Raw genomic sequence first — 15,879 nt, forward strand, 5'->3', positions numbered from 1 at the left:
TTGCTATCCCAAGCCCAAGCATGCGACTCTATTCCAGCAACCGCATCAGGAGAGCGTTGAAGGCCTGCGTCACCCTCCACGCTTGAACCATGTGCTGTCGGCATGATAGTAGTGCGACCAGTTCGTGCTGGGAAGTAGATTTGCGATGCCGTAATTCCAGGTTCCACCACCTGCCGAAACAACTGCGGCCATGGCCGTACCAGCTGTACCCGCAGCCAAACCGAGCGCCAACAACGCAGCGCCCACCGATTTGACAGCTTTATGTCCCTTTTCCATCGTTACCTCCTTGTAACTTACCGTTGGAGAATCCGGTATTGAATTCCCCAGTACAAGCGAAACACCCCGCGCAGAAACCCACAATGTGAAACGTTGGAACTGCCATCTGAAGATGACAATGATCTCGTATGTTTCAATCAAAGATATCCGGAAGCCGGAGTCGAATCAGTTTGTCTTCACGACAGGATCATCGGTCATGCCCAGGTATCTTGGTTGAAACTTATGCAACGACCTAAAGCCACACAGTTTCCCAGCAATCCGCCTTATCACCTTCCACGCGACAAGTAAAGGAGAGACGGTCTCGCCAACGGATCACATCAGCCAAAGAGTCCCATAGTAAATTGCCAATTACTTCTTCTGGCTGAAAAATGGTGGTATGCCTCTGAGTAGGTAGATGCACTGGCTGGTGGGGATGCGTCCGAGTTCGTCCGGAGTGAGGAGTTTACGAGCGTTTTTGCGGGTGCTGCGTGTCCAGCTGCCGTTGAGACCTTTGGTTTCGCTGGTTTCAATGACATCGATGGTCTGGTCTCCGAGTCGGTCGCTGATGTATTTGGTGGTGCTGGGTTCGTTGCCGCCGAGGAAGAGCTGGCTGTCGCAGTTGCCCGCGATGGTCTCCCAGTCATCTCGGTAGAGGCTTTTGCCTTGGCTTACGGTCTGGAGGATGATGCTGCAGCTGATGCGCCGGCTTCGTATGGTGGCGATGAGTCTTACGAAGTTGGGGATTTTGCCGATGTTGGCGAATTCGTCGAGCATGCAGTGCACGTCGCGGTCGAGCACGCCGTCGGGTTTGGCGTCGGCTTTGCGTACAAGCGTTTCGAAGAGGCATTGGTAGAAGACGCTGGCGATGAAGGAGAATGTGGCGTTGGTGTCAGGTAGTTCGAGATAGATGATGCGTTTGCCTTGGTCGAGGGTTTCGAGCCGGATGTCGTCGCCGTCGAGGATCCGGCGTACCTCGCGCACTTGGAGGGGCGCGATGTGGACACCGGTGGTGATGATGATGCTTTTCTTGGTTTCGCCGGCGCCTTTGAGGAACGTGTTGTATTGGGCGCATGCGAACGCGAGCCCGTCGAGCATGTTCCGGGTCTCCTCATCGTAGTCGTCGGGGTGTTCGCGCATGCGGTGGATTTCGGTTTGGGTTTCGGCGAAGAGCGCGTCGATGATGTATTCCTTGTCTTCGTCCTGTTCGCTGGCTCCCATGCGGTCGAGGATGTCGGTGACTTGGTTGAGAGTGGGGCTGTTTTCGGTGTAGTAGGTCCATGCGATGAGGGCGCATAGGAGTGCTTTTTCGGCGTCCTGCCAGAAGCTGTCTCCGGTTTTGCGGTCTCCGTTGGCGTTGGTGACGAGGTTGTCGGTCAGGCGCAGGATCGCGGATTGGGGTTCTTCGGAATCGATGTAGCGCATGGGATTGAACCGGTCGGACCGGTCGAGGTGGATGAGGTCGAGCGTGTTGACTTGGTAGCCGCGGTCGCGCATGGCGTGTTCCGTGTCGCGTTTGAGTTCGCCTTTGGGGTCGGTGACGGCCCAGTTCATGTCCACGGACAATAGGTTGGGTTTGACATAGTAGCGGGTTTTTCCGGAGCCTGATGACCCGAGCAGGAGTGCGTTGAGGTTGCGTAGGGTGCGTCGCGTGTCTATGGAGAGCCGTTCGGTCGCGGTGAATCGAATGTTGTGGGATTCGATGGGGTCGATGAACGGTTTGATGTCCTTCGGGGTGCCCCAGTGGGCAGAGCCGTGTTCCTCGCCGCTGCGCAGGTTCAGGCGCGCCGTGTACTTGTATGCCCAGATCAGCAGGCCGACGCCCATTGCGGCGAGCCCGCACAGCAGGTCGGTATGGTTCGTGGACAGGTGGAATGGATGGTACAGGTCGAGCCAGAACCTGTTCATCAGGTCGATCACGCTCGTGCCTTCATCCAGGTCGGTGCGTATCTGATAGCCGATCTTGTCGCCCAGCCAGAACAGCGTGAACAGTCCCATGGCCGCGGGCATTATGGCTTGCAGTCGTTTCATTGGTTTCCCCTGTCTCTTTCCGTGCCGCTGCGGTGCTGCGTCATGGTTCGTCGCATGTCATCTCCAACGGGTGCTTCGGCCGCTTGCGGGATCCGACTGTTGATGCGGTGTTCGGCGCGAACGCGGATGTTCGTGAGCGTCTGTTCCTTGGTCCATGGCGGATCGTCGGCCGTCGGATGCATGACGGCGGTGTCCGCCGGCAAAAGCTCATCGTGCCCGGGCGTCGGCTGTCTGTTTCCCGCGTCGGCGGCGTTGGTGATGCGCGTGAGGCCTTGGCGGTTCTCGATGGTGTCGTCTCCGTCGCACATCGCGGCAAGGATGCGCCCCACGGGTGTTTCCGCATCGTAGATGGCCGGGTTCCCGCGTGTGATTGGAGTGCCAACGGTTTCCTCGCCTGCATCGATGATCGTGATTGTTCGCGCCGCGTTCACGGGAGTGTGTCCTTGACGCTGGTGTGCAGGGCCATCTCGTCGGCCAGGATGTAGGCTTCGTCGGCGTTTTCCTCTTCGTGGATGATGCCGTGGACGATGAGCTGTCGTCCCTGCAGCGCGCCCTGTTCGCGCAAGTATGCCGCATGGTCTCCGGCCGCGTGCACGCGGATGATGAGCGGCGTGTCCAAGGTGCCGGCGTTCACGGTCAGGGTTGCCGTCGTCCTGCCGTCGCCGTCGGTGTGGAATCTGGCGTCATCGGTGAGGATGCCGCGCGCATAGGCCTGCGGATGTCGGGCGTCGCTCATCGGCTTGGCCTGCGTTTTCTGGCGGGTTTGCCGATGTTCGGGGCTTTGCCTTGGACGGCGTTGATGGCGTCGCGTCCGATGGCGCGGGCGTCGCGGCCGCCGCCGGTGAGCGCGTCGGATTCTGCGCGGGCCTTGGCCACCCGGACGTGCTTGGAGGAGAGCGTGTCGAGGGCCTGCTCCCGTGCGGCCATGACACGGATGCTCCACGGGTCCCGGTAGTCGTCGATCGGCTGGCTGATGCGGGTGCGGTCGGGCAGGTCGTTGCGTCGGGTCTTGCGGTCCACTGGGTAGGAGCGGCATGCGGGGTTCGTGGATCGGATGTAGTGGATTGCGGTGGCGAGGTCGGCGATGCGTTCCTCCGCCGTTTTGTCCATGTCGATGAGCACGCGGCCCTGCACGTGTTGTTCGTCACATACGGTGCGCGTCCATGTTTCGTAGTCGCGCACGTCAACGGTGTCCCGTTGTTCGCGGTCGTGCTGGTATCGCGTGGCGTCGAACCGGTAGGTGATGTCATGCGGGTGCACGTCGGCCGACCATTCGGGCAACGGTTCGATGGGGATCTCGCGCAGGGTGACGAGCCGGTACGGTGGTTCGATGTCCCCGTAGGAGCCTTGGGGCTGGAGGATGCCGAAGCCTTCCATGCGCAGCTCGTAGCCGAGGCGTTTGAGTTCATCCTGCAGTTGCCGGTAGGCGGTGTCCATGGTGGTCATGCTGGTCTCCTCGGCGGCTTATCGGTTGCGGGTCTTCGTCCGGTCCGGCGTGGATGGATGGGCTGTGGGGTCGTCGGCGCGTTGGCCCGCCCGTTGGCGTATGCCGTCGAGCACCGCGTCCTTGCCTTTCGACGTGTTCAGCTCTTCCTCTTTCGCTGGTTTGGGGTTGAAGGAGGTTATGGGTGCGGGCAGCGCGTATCCTTGGTCGATCGGGGTGATGCCATTGGTGGGGTCGAGTTCGTCGGCGGGTCTGGCGCCCATGGTTTCGGCGAGTATCGCGGCTGTGTCGCCGCGCCCGGTCCGGTCGGCGATGATACGTTGGAGAGTGTCTTCCAATCCGGCGCTGATGTCGGTGGAATCGGCGGGCATGATGCACTGGTAGACGGGTGCTCCCCAGTTCGTCGCCGTGCCGGCGAGCGTGTATTCCATGATGCGTTCGCCGGGTTCGAGCAGCGATTCGAGCCGGAACGGTTCCCGTGTCGGCATCTGGTCGGGATTGGCGTGTTCTGCTGCGTGTTCGGCGACGAGTCGGGCGAACGTGGCCGAGCCTGAGGGCATGTCGCCGTCCAGCTGGTCGGCCACCGGTTTGACGAGGTCCCGAACCTGTTGGCGCAGGGTTTCGTCATCGGTGTCGTTGGCCTGCATGATGCGTTCGGTGATGCGTGTGGCGTCGTCCGATCGCATCACGTTGTCGTGCGTGTCTCCCCAGCGTTCGATCATCCGCATTGCGTCGGAGACCGTCGGCATCGTGGCGTCGAGGCCGGGCTCGTCGTCGGTGTAGGCGTCGATGATCTGCTTGAGTTCCGTGCCGGAATACCGTTTGGTGTCGGGGATGGTGGAGTCGAGCAGGAACCCGTGGTCGGCGAGGGTGACGTTGTCGTTGATGGCGGCGTCGCGCCCGTATTTCGCCACGTCGAAGTACATGCCGTATGGTCCGTCAAGGAGTTTCGCGAGTTCGGTGCTTTGGTTGACGCAATGCCAGCCGTACATCTCGTCCAGGTCGGGCGTGTTCTCCTGTGTGATGCCTTGCGGCGGGTCGTAGGTCATGTATTCGATGTCCTCGGATTGGACGAGCAGGTTCGCCAGTCCGATCGGGTCGTGCACGCCGTTCATGTCGGCCGCCAGCCGTACCGCCTCCAATGCTTCGGGCTGGTCTTGCGCGAAGATCCGGGCGGCTTGTGCGAGCGTGTTCAGGGCGTGGAGGTCTTCGTATTCGCCGGGCCGGTAGTCGAGTGCGGCGAGCAGGCCCGTGTATTCGTGGTCGAAGATGCCGTATTCCTCATAAGTGACGCCTCCTTGGCGTCCGATCTCATAGGCTTGCTGCGCGTCGAGCGTCAGTCCTACCTGTTCGGTGAGGAACCGGTCGATCCGCTGCTCGTCCGTGGGCAGGCGCAGCCATCCGCCGATGAGCGTGCCCTCGTTGTATCGGCCGAGGTTGCCTACCCATACGTTGATCGTCAGATCGTCTTCCGCCATCATCGGCTCCTTGTCTGTGTTTGCGTCTGCGTTCTTGTCTGCGTGGTGTATGGTGTTTGCGTGCGACGTTCGGCCCTGTCCTTGATGGCGTCGAGCGTCCGGCTCTTGCCGGCCGGCAGGGATTGCTCGGCCGCCTGTTCGGGGTTCTCCGGATCGGCTGCTGTGGGTGGTTCCTCGCCGGCTGGGGTGCCGGTGGTGGCGGTGACCGGTTTGTTTTCGGCGCGTTGCCTCGCATAGGCCATGCGTTGCGCTTTGACGGCGCGGCACAGCTGCCATGCGTCGTCAATGCGCATGGTCTCGCGTTGCTCGCCTTTGCCGCGCCACAGTTCCACGGGTTCGCCGGGTTTGAAGCTGACGGTCACGTCGCGCCCGTTCAGTTTGGCGTCCCTCGCATGGTCGGTCAGGAAGCGGTCGAGCTGCCATCCGGTCAGGTCCACGCCGCGGATGCTGGTGCCTTGCGGTATCGCCACGCGCATCTTGTCGAACGAGCGCCCGTCCTTGGAGGTCATCCGGTACAGGTGCACGTAGCTGTTGGGGAAATTCACGCGCGGCCAGATCTCCCTTGTTCTTCCACCGGCCGCGGGTTGCGCCGGCCGCTCGCCGCCGGGCCGGCCGACGGCCGTCTCGTCCCGCCTCGGCTCCGGGACCTGGACCTGCGCGTTCTCGGGCTGCTCGGGCTGCCATCGCGTCGGCGTCTGCATGGCGTCGGGCGTGTTCCATGATCGTGCGGCCTGCGTGCGGATGCGTTGGGCGATCTCGTCGGAGGCCTGGTCGAGGTCCGGCGCAGGGAAGCTGATCGAGGCGTCGGGCCATGCCTGGTTGTGGCGTCGGATCGCGTCATCGACGACCATGCGGGCGACCTGGCCCAGCCGATCGTCCTGCGGCATGCCGGCGGCCGCGTATTGCTCGCCGCGTCGTGCGATGTCCGCCAGGGCCTGCCGGTCGTTGTCGATGAGGTTGTCCATGAGCCAACGCGCGTTGGCTGAAAGCTCGGGCATGGCGATGCTCCTTTCCGGTCATGGTCGTCGCGCATCCGTTCACCGGGTGCGGGCGCGTTGCTTCGAGGGCGCGGTGCGGCGTTGGCCTTCGATGCGTTTGCCGGCCCGCGTGCGGATGTCGTTCAGGGTCTGCTGCTTGGTTTTGGGGCGGCGCACGCCGCCGTCCGGGGCGGGGATGTCCATGCGGTTCCAGTCCAGGCCCCGTGAGCGTGCGGTCAGGGTTTCGATAGTGTCGGCGATGCGTCTGGCCTGGCCGGCCGGGTAGGTGAAGCGCACCGTGTCGTCGGCGACCCGTTGCGTGTGGTGGGGTATGTGGAGCCGGTCGAGCTGGTCGGTGATGATCGCGGCGTCGCGGTCCCAGGGCACCGTGCGGAAGTCGAACCGGCCGTTCGATGGCGATTCGGCGTCGAAGGCGAGGCGCAGCGCGTCGTCGGAGGGTTCGAGGAACGGGTTCGGCTCCTCTCGTTCCGGTGTCGGCATTGTCTCCGTGGCCGGCCGTGCGGGGTCGGCGTCGCCGGGTTCGGGAGTCGTGGCGGTCTCCTGCCGGGCGAGTTCCCGGTTGAGGCGTTCGACGATGCGTGAGACGACGTGGTTGACCTCGTCGGCGTCCTTGCCTTGGAAGTGGAGGAAGGTGCGGCCGGTGTCGCGGTCGTGCTCGATGTGGAAGGTGATGCCGGCCTTTTTCAGGTCGTGTTCGAGCTGTCGGGCGTATCGTCCGGTGACTTCCTGCACGTTGATCGGCTCGCCGGTGCGATGCAGGGTTTTGCCGTCCACCTTGCCGGTGGTCCTGATCTGCCGTAATGTCTCGCCGGTGGCATGCACGCCGATGCCGAGCAGGTGCAGCGCCTTGTCGAGCCCGTATTTGGTCACGTCGATGATGACGCGCGTGCCTTGCTCGCTGACGCGCATCATGAGTTCCTGTGCCTGGTCCTCGGCCGCCATGGGATTCTCCCGTCATCCGTCGTGGTTCGTTGCGTTCCAGCTTCCGCCGGCTCACCGGTTCCTGCGGCGGACACGATGCCCGTCATCGCGGCGTTGTTCGCGCCGTGCGCCGTCGGAGCGTTCGGCGGTTGGCGTGGTGCGGGCGATGAGCCGGCGCAGGGCGAGGGCGTCGGAGGCCAGGCCACGGGTCTCCTGCTCCTCGATGGCGAGCTGGGCCTCCAGTCCCGTGGCGTCGGCTCCCTGATCATGGTTGTCGGCGATGAGCGCGATCAGGGCGCGCATGTGCTTCGCGTTGCGTTCGACGGAGTCGGTGAGTCGGCCGAGCGTCGCCAGCCGGCCGTCGCCTTCGTCGATGACCTGGGCGAGCACCTTGAGCTCGCGCAGGCTGTCGGCGAGCCGGTCGCAGGCGATTGCCTGACGCAGCGCGCGTCCGTTCACGCCGGTCAGGTCCTGGCCGTCGAACCGTTGACGGCAGTAGTCCTCCAGTCGCAGCGTGGGCCGCGCGAACCATGCGTACAGGCCCTCGCAGTCCGTTGAACGTGCATAGCCGCCGTTCTCGTCGGTGAGCACCTGTCTGACGTCGTCGGACAGGTAGGCGTGCCAGATCCTTCCGTCGCGCACGAGCCGGTCGCACGGTATGGTCAGGTGCAGGCGTCCGTGCGTGCCGGGCACCCGAACGGTCACCGCCGTATCCGTCCGACGGGCGATCATGGCCTCGTGGAAGGTGATCTCGCTGAGCGTGCGCCGGTGGATTTTGCCCATGATGGCGAGCATGTTGTATGCCACGCCCAGTCGCCGGTCTCGGATTCCGCGGGTCTGCCCGCATGGCGTGTAGGTGATGCGTCCGCCGCGCACGGTCGCGTTGACGCCGAGCGTCGCGAGTTCGCGGCGGAAGCCCGCGAAGTCATGGGCGTTCATGCAGGCCGTGTCGATGCTGGTGCGCAGCTGGTCCTTGATGTTGCCGCCTCTGGCGCTCAGGTGGAGTTCCCCGATCGACGGGGCCACGCGCCCGGACTGTTCCGGCATGAGGGTGTGAAGCCCGTATTCGCGGCACAGCCGGTCGCTGATCTTCCGCCATTCGCCCAGGGTTCCTTTCCTCAGACGCAGGGCCTTGCCCGTGATCCGGTCTGCCGGGCAGATGAGGATGTGGTTGTGCATGTGGGACCTGTCGGTGTGGGTGGCGATCACGTAGTCGTGCGTGCCTCCGGTGATCTCCCGGACGAACCGTTCCCCAATCAGATGCGCCAATCGGGGCGTGACCTGGTCGGTGGGATCGAACGATTGGATCACATGCAGCGCCAACACGGCACCCTGCCGGCGTGAGCCGCCTTTCGTGGCGTCCAACGCACGTTCGAAGCCGCGGGCGATGGACTCGGCGTCCGTGATGTCATCGCCGACGGTGGTCGAGGCCCACCGGTAGCCGTCGGTCTTGGCCGGGTTCGTCACGTAGACGATGCTGCGAACGAGCGTGCTTTTGATCTTGCCGATCTTGACTACAGCCATTCGGGCACCCCTTTGGGATCAACGTCGGTCTCCACCCGGATGCTCAGGCCCGCGACCAGCCGTTCCGCCTGGCGCAGCTCGTCGAACACGCGCGAGAGCATGGCCAGGTCCGTCTCCCGCGTGGTGTTCGCGTGACGGGCGATCTGGTTGACGTTGTTGCCGATCCTCGCCAGTTGGGCGCTCACGTCATGCAGGTTCGCGGGCACGGTGATGTTGACGCGGTGGGCGCATCTGATCCGGTTGCGGGCGAACGCCATCCATCCCACGGGCCTGAGCCCGGCCTGGATGCGCTGACGGTTCTCCACTTTGAGCGAGTCCGCCACCCACCGCCATTCCTCCTCGCTGAACGTGACCGCCTTGCGGATCGTCCTGGAACGGTTGCCTTTCCAACCCATCGACGCCTCCTCATATCGGGTTCCACGGTTGTCCCGCGATCGGCCCCGAGCTTCGCGGGGCCGCGCCGGTGTACGTACACCGGCGATGCTTGCTACACACCAACCGCCCCTCCGGGGAGGGGATGGTTGCAGCACCGGTCAGTTTCGCCTGGGAGCCACGCCATGCGCGGCGGACTTCAGGTCACGTTTCGCATGCCGACGCCGGTTCCGTTTCGTGTCCGCCGGCATCATTGCCGGCGTCGTTCTACGATGCGGGACAGTGAAGAACAATCACCGTGAGGAGACCGTCATGGCGAAGCCGAGGGAACGCAACCGGGCGATGCGCGCCATCGCCGACAACGCATTGGATGCCGAGTTGGAGGCGCTTCGGCGCAAACGCGGCGAACTGTCGCGTTTGGGTATCCTGCTGGACGACATGCGCTGGGCCGCGGAACGATTCCGTGACGCCGCCCAATCGTTCTGCGACGACCATCACATGCCTCGCGCCCAGCTCGTGCGCACGCTCAGGATGGAGCCAAGGGAGACGGGCATGGCGTTCCATGCCGTCACGCCCGACTACGGGCAGGCCAATCCCGCCGATAGTCACGGCGAAATCCATGATGGCGAGGATTCGTCCCTCGAATCCGACGGCCGACCGGCATCCGCCGTCGATACGCCGGAGATTGTCCTGACGGAAGGCAACGCCGCAACGGCGAATGCGGCCGATGCCGGTGACGCCGGAGAATCCGGTTCGATTGGATTGGACCCGGAGGGATTGCGATTCGGTTTCCCGCGTCCTGGCGGCTACGCTGGATGACATTGGCTACATACGGGAGGTGACGGCGATGCCGATGCTGCTGGTGATGCTTGGCCTGTCGCTGGCGACGGGCGTGATACGCATGCTGATGCGTGGCGTGGCCTCGTGCCTTGCCCTGCTCGCGCACCCGTTGCGGCTCGTGGTGTTCCTCGCGAACTCCGTGTTCACGGCATTCGCCATGCTGTCGGGATTGCTTATGCTGGCGTTCCTGCTCATGCATTTCCTCGCCGGCTCGGACGCTCCGGCATTGGACGGCTCGTTCGCGTTGATCGTCGCCGCGTTTCTCACGGCCGTGCTTGCGAGCATGCTCATGGATTGGTGCGACGCGCGGCTCCGACGACGTTCCTCCCGCCACGGCTGAACGTCACCCGCCGCCGCTTGGCTCCGGAAGGCGCGGGCGCGCATGCGCCGTCACGTTTCGCCATTCGCGCCCGGAATGGGGGCGGAACCCGTATTCCGGTTCCGCCCCCGTCCGTCGCTTATTCGGCGTCTTCCGGCTCGCCGGATGCGTCGTCGGCTTGCGACGCCCCAGCGTCGTCCGGTTCGCTGTCCTGCCCTATGCCGGTATCCTCGCCATTGTCGTCGTCATCGATTGGTACGAGAGAGCCGTTGAGGGCTTCGACTTCCGTGTCCGAGGTGCGGTAGCCGAATGTTTCCAACGCCTCGTACAACGGTGCGGCGTGTTCCGCGATGGTCGCCGCGTCACGCCACGTTTCCCAACTGACGCGCTCTTCGGCCAAGGCGTAGAGCAGTCCGAACGCGGCCCGTTGCGGGTCGCCGGCAATCATCGCGGTGACGGACTCGCGTAACGGGTCTTCGGCCTCGTCCTCCGGCTTTGCATCATCGGCGTCGCCGCCGCCCGCCGTGCCGATGCCGGTGATTTGCTCCCAGATTTCCTCGGCGTTGCTATTCCAATGGTCGAATCCCTCGGTGAGCGTATCGAGCGCGAATCTTGCGGACAGCATGGCGACGGCTTTGCCGATGCCCTTCGGCTGGGATTTCAGTTCCATGAGATGCGTCACGAACGCGATGCGCAAATCACGGCTTGCCCGCGCGAACTCCTTGGCCGGTGCCGTCTCGCGTTCCTCGCGTTCCCGTTCCTCGCGCCAACGCGCCTCACGCGCCTCGCGGGCCGCGGTCTCAGCCTCCTCGTCCACGGTTTCGTACAGGGCGATGCCGCGCGCCCATGACGCGCCTTCGGCCCGCACCCCCACGACGGGCGTGGCTCCGTCATGGGAGTCGCGCCATGCGTCGATGGCCTTGGCGATGTCGCCCGTGGTCAGCATCGTGGTGCGACGCAATCCCTTTGGCGAGTCATACCAGTTGTCCGTGTTCGGCTGTTCGTCGGCCGCATCGATGCCCATGCGTTCCAATTCGGCTCGCGCCGTGTCGAGCCATTCGCGCCATGTTCGCTCCTGCCGGGCGTGCTTGACGGCCATGTTCCAGTTCTTGCCGCCCGCCGCCTCGGCGAGCCGTTCCTGAAGGTCTGGATGCCGGTCGAAGTCGGCGATGGTCTCCCAGTCGTCGATGCTCAGCTGGGCTGTTCCGGCCTTGCTTCGCGCGTTCTCGCCGATGGCGGCTATCTTCAAGCGTCGGCGCACCAATGACGCGGAACGGCCGGTGCGTTGTGCCGCCTCGTCCACACCCACGCCCAAATCGAGAAGCCCCTGATAGCCGTCGGCCTCCTCGATGACGGTCAGGTCGGCGCGCTGGCTGTTCTCCACGAGCATGAGCTCGCGTTGCTCCCGTTCCGACAAATCGGCCACCACGGCGGGCACCCGGCTCAATCCGGCGAGTTTGGCGGCGGCGAGGCGGCGATGCCCGATGACGAGCAGGTAGCGTCCCTGCGGCGTGGGAGTGACGAGCAGGTTCTGCCGGATGCCCTGCGCGCGTATCGAATCCGCGAGTTCCGACACATCGCCCACGTCGCGGCGCGGGTTCGCGGGGTTCGGGTCGATAAGTCCCACGTCCAGCATGACGATGTTCGATTCCTCCATGTCTTCGTCGGTCGCTACGGGACGTTCGATGATTGCGGTTTCCATGATTGTCTCCTTGAAAAAACGGATGATTGGGGATTGGCTGGGGCTTCCGGAATCGGAAGCCCCCACCAGATGAATCCACGGCCAACGCTCAGTGGCGGCGGCGTTCCGTCCACGCGGGGCGGATGCCGTGTTCGCTGGCCGCGAGCACGAGGGATGCCAGCGAGCAGTCGTCGTCCAAGGCCAAGGCCTTGAGCGCGCGCACCGCGGCGGCGGTCGAACGGTCGGCCATCCACAGCAGGTACGCGCACGACGCCATCGGCTGTGCCTTGTATCCGTCCGGAGCGTCGGCCGTCACCGATTCCAGCAACGCCGTCGCGCGTTCCCCGCGTCGCGTGTCCGGCTGATAGGCGGCGTCCTTGAACGCCCGTGACAGTTCGCGCATGACCACGGCCGCCGACTCCATCGAATGCGGCTGGGCGTACAGCATGTGCAGTTCACCGCCGCCCATTTCGCGCAAAGATGCGAGTATCAGCGCGTCCCGCATGCTCAGGCACTCGGTCATCAGCACCGCCAGCGTGACGCGCTCCTCATGGGAGAAACCGCCCTCGTCGCGCGACAGCAGGCCGTTCCACCTGTCCATCAGGGGCGCGAACCACTTGTCGGTCGCTTCCGCCGGCCCAAGTTCACGCCGGTCCTGAAGGAACCCGTCGCGTACGCGCTTCGCCAGTCCGGTTCCCGCCGTGCGGGTGTCCACCATGTCGTTCATGTCCATCGGTCCTTTCCGTGTGGTTTCCATTTCGGACACCACCCGCCTGCCATGCGCGCAGGCGGAGAGACCGGAGGCGTGGACCGTGACGATCCGGGCCGTAGCGAAGACGGCATGCTGGTCCGCCGTCGCAGCGCAGGCACGGGAGCGGCGCGGGACACGGCGCAGGGAACACAGACGGAGCGCATGGCATGCTGGTGGTGGCCGCAAACCCCTCGTCAGATTCCGCGCGGCCCACCGCCGCGAGCATGCGAGCGGCCAGACAACACGGTCATGCGCGCAGCGCATGACCCGGGGCCGCGTTCCCGCGCCGATTGCGGAGAGTATGTCGAACAGCCCCGCCTGGAGCATTCTCTTCGCAATCGGCAAGGTCGCCGTTTCGGTGCCGGGCACAAATCCCGGCCATGATTGTCTATGGAACGACATTCGGAACGTAAAAAGCACCCTGCCCGGAAGGAGACGGGGCAGAGTGCTTACTCGTGTCGGCGGAAGATACCGCCACGCTCGCCGTAGATGATTATTGAACGGTGAAACCTTGATCTTCGGCGTAGAGTTTCAGCGCCTTTTGCCACTTGTCAGCGGCAGCCTTGAAAGTCTCCTTGCCGGAGAAGAATGATCCCATATTGTCGTTGTAGATGGAGCGGGCGTAGGGTTCGAAGGGCAGGAACTCCCATTTGCCGGTGACGTCCTTGGCGGCCTGGGAGAAGACCTCGTTGTATTTCTGGCCGCCGAAGAACTCGTTGTCGCTGCCGTCGGCGTTTCTGAGCGTGGTCTTGGCGAGGAAGTCCTTCTGGTTGAGGGTCTTGGTGGTGGCGGGGAAGCTGCCGTTGGATACGCGGGCGTCGATGCCTTCGTCGTTGGTGGTGACGTATTCGACGAACTTCTTGGCGGCGTCGAGTTTGCCGTCGGGGATCTTCTTGGTGATGGCCAGGCCGCTGCCGCCGTATTCGCCGTTGATGGGCGTGCCGTCAATGGTGGGCAGGAGGGCTACGCGGAATTTGCCGGTGGCTTGGGGCACGCCCTGCAGGAGGTTGTTGGCCATCCATGCGCCGCTGATGAGGCTGGCGATGGAGCCGTCGCCCAGTGACTTCATCCAGTCGTCGGTCCAGGTCTTCGTGTGGACGTCGATGAGGTCTTCGTCGCGCATCTTCTGCCAGAGGTTCATGAACCGCTGGGCGCCCTTGTCCTTGGTGATATTGATGGTCAGTTTTTCGTCGTTGAGTTTGTAGGCGTGGCCGCTCATGGCCCACATCATCGCGTTGAACAGGCCCGCGTCGCCGGAGTCGGAGGTGATGTAGGAGCCGGTGGCGCGGATCTTCTTCGCGTCCTCGTAGAACTCGTCCCAGGTGGTCGGTGGTTCGCTGATGCCGGCTTTGTCGAACACGTCCTTGTCGTAGAAGTAGGCCATGGGGCCCGAGTCGGCGGGCATTGCGTACAGGCCGCCGTTGATGTTCACGGAGTTCCATGTGCCGGGGGTGAACGTCTTCTTGAGCTTGACGGTGTCGTAGATCTTGCTCAGGTCCATGAGCGTGCCGGAGTGCACGAACTGCGGGATGGCGAGGTATTCGATCAGGGTGACGTCGGGCAGGCCGTTGCCGGCCTGGGCCGCGTTGTTGAGCGCGGTGTAGGTCTCCTCGGTGCTGCCGACGTTGCTCACCTTCACCGTGATGTCGGGGTTGGCCTTCATGAAGTTTTTGGCGGCGCGATCGATGCTGGCGTCCCATGACCATACCGTCAGTTCGGTCTTGCCCGAGCTTGTGGTCGTGTTGCCGCATCCCGCGAGCGGGATGAGCAGGGCTCCGATGGCGGCCGTGGCTATGGCTGCGCGTGTGGTGTTGTTCATGTTGGTCTTCTTTCCGTGCTTGACCGTCTTTGGCCGTATGTCGCAACTATTTTGTTTGGATGTCGAACATGATTATGTACAGAGATGGGAAACTTGTCAAAGTGCCGGGGTTTTCATATTGTCAGTCCCCTGATGGGTGTTATTCTGAAAGCCGTTCGAGGATGACGCCGGGATGTCCGTCCCGATAATGTGATTCCGCATTTCCGCAATCGTCTCACCCGAGGAGGGCTCCCATGTACGCTAAATCCAATCCCAGCGACGCAAGGGCCAACAACCGTAGACTGTTGTTCCGGCTGCTGTTCCCCGACCGGCAACTGTCGCGCGCCGACCTATGCAAGGAGACGGGGCTCTCGCGCGCCACCGCCACGGATGTGACCGGCGAGATGATCGACGACGGCCTGCTACGTGAACTGGGGTCGGGGAAACGGGATGGCCGCGGCAAGCCGGGCACCTTGCTGGCCATCGATACGGACGTGCTTCGTCTGGTGTGCATCGATCTGTCGCGCCCGTATGTGATGACCGGCGCCGTGATGGATCTGCGGGCCAGAATCGTGGAGCGTCGCGAACGTGTGCTTGATGATGGCGACCGGGTCGATCTCGACGACGTGCTTTCGCTCGTCGGTCAGATGATCCGGCTTGCCGGTTCGGGGCTCGTGGGCATCGGCGTCGCCGTACCCGGCGTGGTCTCCGGTTCGGGGAGAGTGATTTCCAGTTCCAATCTCGGCTGGGACAACGTGGAACTTCGCGACCTGCTCGAAGGCGAGTTCTCTCTGCCCGTTCGCGTGGACAACGACGCCAATGCGGCCCTGCTGGCCGACCGGTTCCTCGGCCATGGCAATCCCAACTGCCTGCTCGTGCAGATCACCCGGGGCGTCGGCGCCTCGGTGCTGCTCAACGACGAGTTCGTGGAGGGCGACGACCATGCGGCCGGCAAGATCGGCCATGTCGTGATCGACCCTGCCGGCCCGGCGTGCACCTGCGGCAAGCGCGGCTGTCTGGAGACCTATGTCTCCGCCATCGCGTTGCGCGACCGCATTCGCAGGGATCCGAATCGACGTGCGGACATTTTGGCCACGGCCGGCGCGAGGCTCGGCGGCGCGCTGGCGATGCCGGCGAGCCTGCTGAACCTGCATGACATCGCCGTCTATGGGCCTCCCGATATCGTCGGAGAGACGCTGCTCGGCGCATGCAGCGAAACCGTCAACGCCCTGTCCCGGAACGACTATCAGAGCAAGATGCGGGTGCGCCGGTGCGAGCTCGGCGATGACGCCACCCTGCGCGGGCAGGCGGTCTCCGTGCTGCGCGAGATCGTGGGCAGGCGCGGGCTGTCCGCGGCGGCCGCCTCGTCCTGACGGACGTGCGCCCCGCCGCCGGGCGCGCGTGGCGTGGTGTATCATCGCTTCCCGGATCCAATATGTAAGGATTCCGAACATAATGGCGGGCGGACGA

Annotated in this window: 16 protein-coding genes; 3 read left to right on the forward strand and 13 right to left on the reverse strand. The window is 63.9% G+C overall.

All coding sequences use genetic code 11. The annotated features are described in order from the left end of the window. Positions 1-69 precede the first annotated feature (69 nt). The 10 genes from D2E25_RS06705 to D2E25_RS06750 all read right to left on the reverse strand — a co-directional run bounded on the left by D2E25_RS06705 (position 70) and on the right by D2E25_RS06750 (position 9,043). Positions 70-276 carry a lactococcin 972 family bacteriocin gene (locus D2E25_RS06705; RefSeq protein WP_125981132.1) on the reverse strand — a complete coding sequence of 69 codons (207 nt, stop codon included), beginning with the start codon at positions 274-276 and terminating at the stop codon, positions 70-72. 348 nt (positions 277-624) lie between these two features. After that, positions 625-2,283: a VirD4-like conjugal transfer protein, CD1115 family gene (locus D2E25_RS06710; protein ID WP_125981135.1), complete on the reverse strand. Its 1,659-nt coding sequence runs from the start codon at positions 2,281-2,283 to the stop codon at positions 625-627. Beyond that, complete coding sequence (locus D2E25_RS06715; RefSeq protein ID WP_125981137.1) at positions 2,280-2,714, reverse strand: hypothetical protein; 435 nt, start codon at positions 2,712-2,714, stop codon at positions 2,280-2,282. Before D2E25_RS06715 ends, D2E25_RS06710 begins: the two co-directional genes overlap by 4 nt. Continuing rightward, positions 2,711-3,019 carry a hypothetical protein gene (locus D2E25_RS06720; RefSeq protein ID WP_125981140.1) on the reverse strand — a complete coding sequence of 103 codons (309 nt, stop codon included), beginning with the start codon at positions 3,017-3,019 and terminating at the stop codon, positions 2,711-2,713. Before D2E25_RS06720 ends, D2E25_RS06715 begins: the two co-directional genes overlap by 4 nt. Further along, positions 3,016-3,729: a hypothetical protein gene (locus D2E25_RS06725; RefSeq protein ID WP_125981142.1), complete on the reverse strand. Its 714-nt coding sequence runs from the start codon at positions 3,727-3,729 to the stop codon at positions 3,016-3,018. Before D2E25_RS06725 ends, D2E25_RS06720 begins: the two co-directional genes overlap by 4 nt. 18 nt (positions 3,730-3,747) lie before the next feature. Beyond that, positions 3,748-5,208 (reverse strand): antirestriction protein ArdA, encoded by a 1,461-nt coding sequence (locus D2E25_RS06730; RefSeq protein WP_125981144.1) that lies wholly within the window; start codon positions 5,206-5,208, stop codon positions 3,748-3,750. Further along, a complete protein-coding gene (locus tag D2E25_RS10695) occupies positions 5,205-6,203 on the reverse strand; it encodes a hypothetical protein (RefSeq protein WP_239511819.1) in 999 nt (332 codons plus the stop codon). Before D2E25_RS10695 ends, D2E25_RS06730 begins: the two co-directional genes overlap by 4 nt. Before the next feature lie 39 nt (positions 6,204-6,242). Then, positions 6,243-7,145 carry a PcfB family protein gene (locus tag D2E25_RS06740; RefSeq protein ID WP_125981147.1) on the reverse strand — a complete coding sequence of 301 codons (903 nt, stop codon included), beginning with the start codon at positions 7,143-7,145 and terminating at the stop codon, positions 6,243-6,245. A gap of 51 nt (positions 7,146-7,196) precedes the next feature. Next, positions 7,197-8,648 carry a relaxase/mobilization nuclease domain-containing protein gene (locus tag D2E25_RS06745; RefSeq protein ID WP_125981150.1) on the reverse strand — a complete coding sequence of 484 codons (1,452 nt, stop codon included), beginning with the start codon at positions 8,646-8,648 and terminating at the stop codon, positions 7,197-7,199. Then, positions 8,639-9,043, reverse strand: a complete 405-nt coding sequence (locus D2E25_RS06750; RefSeq protein ID WP_125981152.1) for a MobC family plasmid mobilization relaxosome protein — start codon at positions 9,041-9,043, stop codon at positions 8,639-8,641. Before D2E25_RS06750 ends, D2E25_RS06745 begins: the two co-directional genes overlap by 10 nt. Before the next feature lie 259 nt (positions 9,044-9,302). On the opposite strand from D2E25_RS06750, the gene D2E25_RS06755 reads away from it, so the two are divergent. Next, positions 9,303-9,839, forward strand: coding sequence for a hypothetical protein (locus D2E25_RS06755; protein ID WP_125981155.1), 537 nt, complete (start codon positions 9,303-9,305; stop codon positions 9,837-9,839). A gap of 28 nt (positions 9,840-9,867) precedes the next feature. Then, positions 9,868-10,200 (forward strand): hypothetical protein, encoded by a 333-nt coding sequence (locus D2E25_RS06760; RefSeq protein WP_125981157.1) that lies wholly within the window; start codon positions 9,868-9,870, stop codon positions 10,198-10,200. A gap of 118 nt (positions 10,201-10,318) precedes the next feature. On the opposite strand, the gene D2E25_RS06765 is transcribed toward D2E25_RS06760, so the two are convergent. The 3 genes from D2E25_RS06765 to D2E25_RS06775 all read right to left on the reverse strand — a co-directional run bounded on the left by D2E25_RS06765 (position 10,319) and on the right by D2E25_RS06775 (position 14,430). Beyond that, on the reverse strand, positions 10,319-11,881 hold the full coding sequence (locus D2E25_RS06765; protein ID WP_125981159.1) for a ParB/RepB/Spo0J family partition protein: 1,563 nt from the start codon (positions 11,879-11,881) through the stop codon (positions 10,319-10,321). Positions 11,882-11,969: 88 nt separating this feature from the next. Further along, complete coding sequence (locus tag D2E25_RS06770; protein ID WP_125981161.1) at positions 11,970-12,587, reverse strand: DUF4192 family protein; 618 nt, start codon at positions 12,585-12,587, stop codon at positions 11,970-11,972. Positions 12,588-13,104: 517 nt separating this feature from the next. Further along, entirely contained in the window at positions 13,105-14,430 is a 1,326-nt protein-coding gene (locus tag D2E25_RS06775) for an ABC transporter substrate-binding protein (RefSeq protein ID WP_125981164.1), read from the reverse strand. Positions 14,431-14,663: 233 nt separating this feature from the next. Here D2E25_RS06775 and D2E25_RS06780 point away from each other — a divergent pair, with 233 nt between their 5' ends. After that, positions 14,664-15,782 (forward strand): ROK family protein, encoded by a 1,119-nt coding sequence (locus D2E25_RS06780; protein ID WP_125981166.1) that lies wholly within the window; start codon positions 14,664-14,666, stop codon positions 15,780-15,782. Positions 15,783-15,879: the final 97 nt, after the last annotated feature.

This window comes from Bifidobacterium goeldii (genome assembly GCF_003951095.1).
GTDB classification, from domain to species: domain Bacteria; phylum Actinomycetota; class Actinomycetes; order Actinomycetales; family Bifidobacteriaceae; genus Bifidobacterium; species Bifidobacterium goeldii.

Coding starts and splice junctions, on each gene's coding strand:
- D2E25_RS06705 (WP_125981132.1), bottom strand. CDS start 276: ATGGAAAAGGGACATAAAGCTGTCAAATCGGTGGGCGCTGCGTTGTTG.
- D2E25_RS06710 (WP_125981135.1), bottom strand. CDS start 2,283: ATGAAACGACTGCAAGCCATAATGCCCGCGGCCATGGGACTGTTCACG.
- D2E25_RS06720 (WP_125981140.1), bottom strand. CDS start 3,019: ATGAGCGACGCCCGACATCCGCAGGCCTATGCGCGCGGCATCCTCACC.
- D2E25_RS06725 (WP_125981142.1), bottom strand. CDS start 3,729: ATGACCACCATGGACACCGCCTACCGGCAACTGCAGGATGAACTCAAA.
- D2E25_RS06730 (WP_125981144.1), bottom strand. CDS start 5,208: ATGATGGCGGAAGACGATCTGACGATCAACGTATGGGTAGGCAACCTC.
- D2E25_RS10695 (WP_239511819.1), bottom strand. CDS start 6,203: ATGCCCGAGCTTTCAGCCAACGCGCGTTGGCTCATGGACAACCTCATC.
- D2E25_RS06740 (WP_125981147.1), bottom strand. CDS start 7,145: ATGGCGGCCGAGGACCAGGCACAGGAACTCATGATGCGCGTCAGCGAG.
- D2E25_RS06745 (WP_125981150.1), bottom strand. CDS start 8,648: ATGGCTGTAGTCAAGATCGGCAAGATCAAAAGCACGCTCGTTCGCAGC.
- D2E25_RS06750 (WP_125981152.1), bottom strand. CDS start 9,043: ATGGGTTGGAAAGGCAACCGTTCCAGGACGATCCGCAAGGCGGTCACG.
- D2E25_RS06760 (WP_125981157.1), top strand. CDS start 9,868: ATGCCGATGCTGCTGGTGATGCTTGGCCTGTCGCTGGCGACGGGCGTG.
- D2E25_RS06765 (WP_125981159.1), bottom strand. CDS start 11,881: ATGGAAACCGCAATCATCGAACGTCCCGTAGCGACCGACGAAGACATG.
- D2E25_RS06770 (WP_125981161.1), bottom strand. CDS start 12,587: ATGAACGACATGGTGGACACCCGCACGGCGGGAACCGGACTGGCGAAG.
- D2E25_RS06775 (WP_125981164.1), bottom strand. CDS start 14,430: ATGAACAACACCACACGCGCAGCCATAGCCACGGCCGCCATCGGAGCC.
- D2E25_RS06780 (WP_125981166.1), top strand. CDS start 14,664: ATGTACGCTAAATCCAATCCCAGCGACGCAAGGGCCAACAACCGTAGA.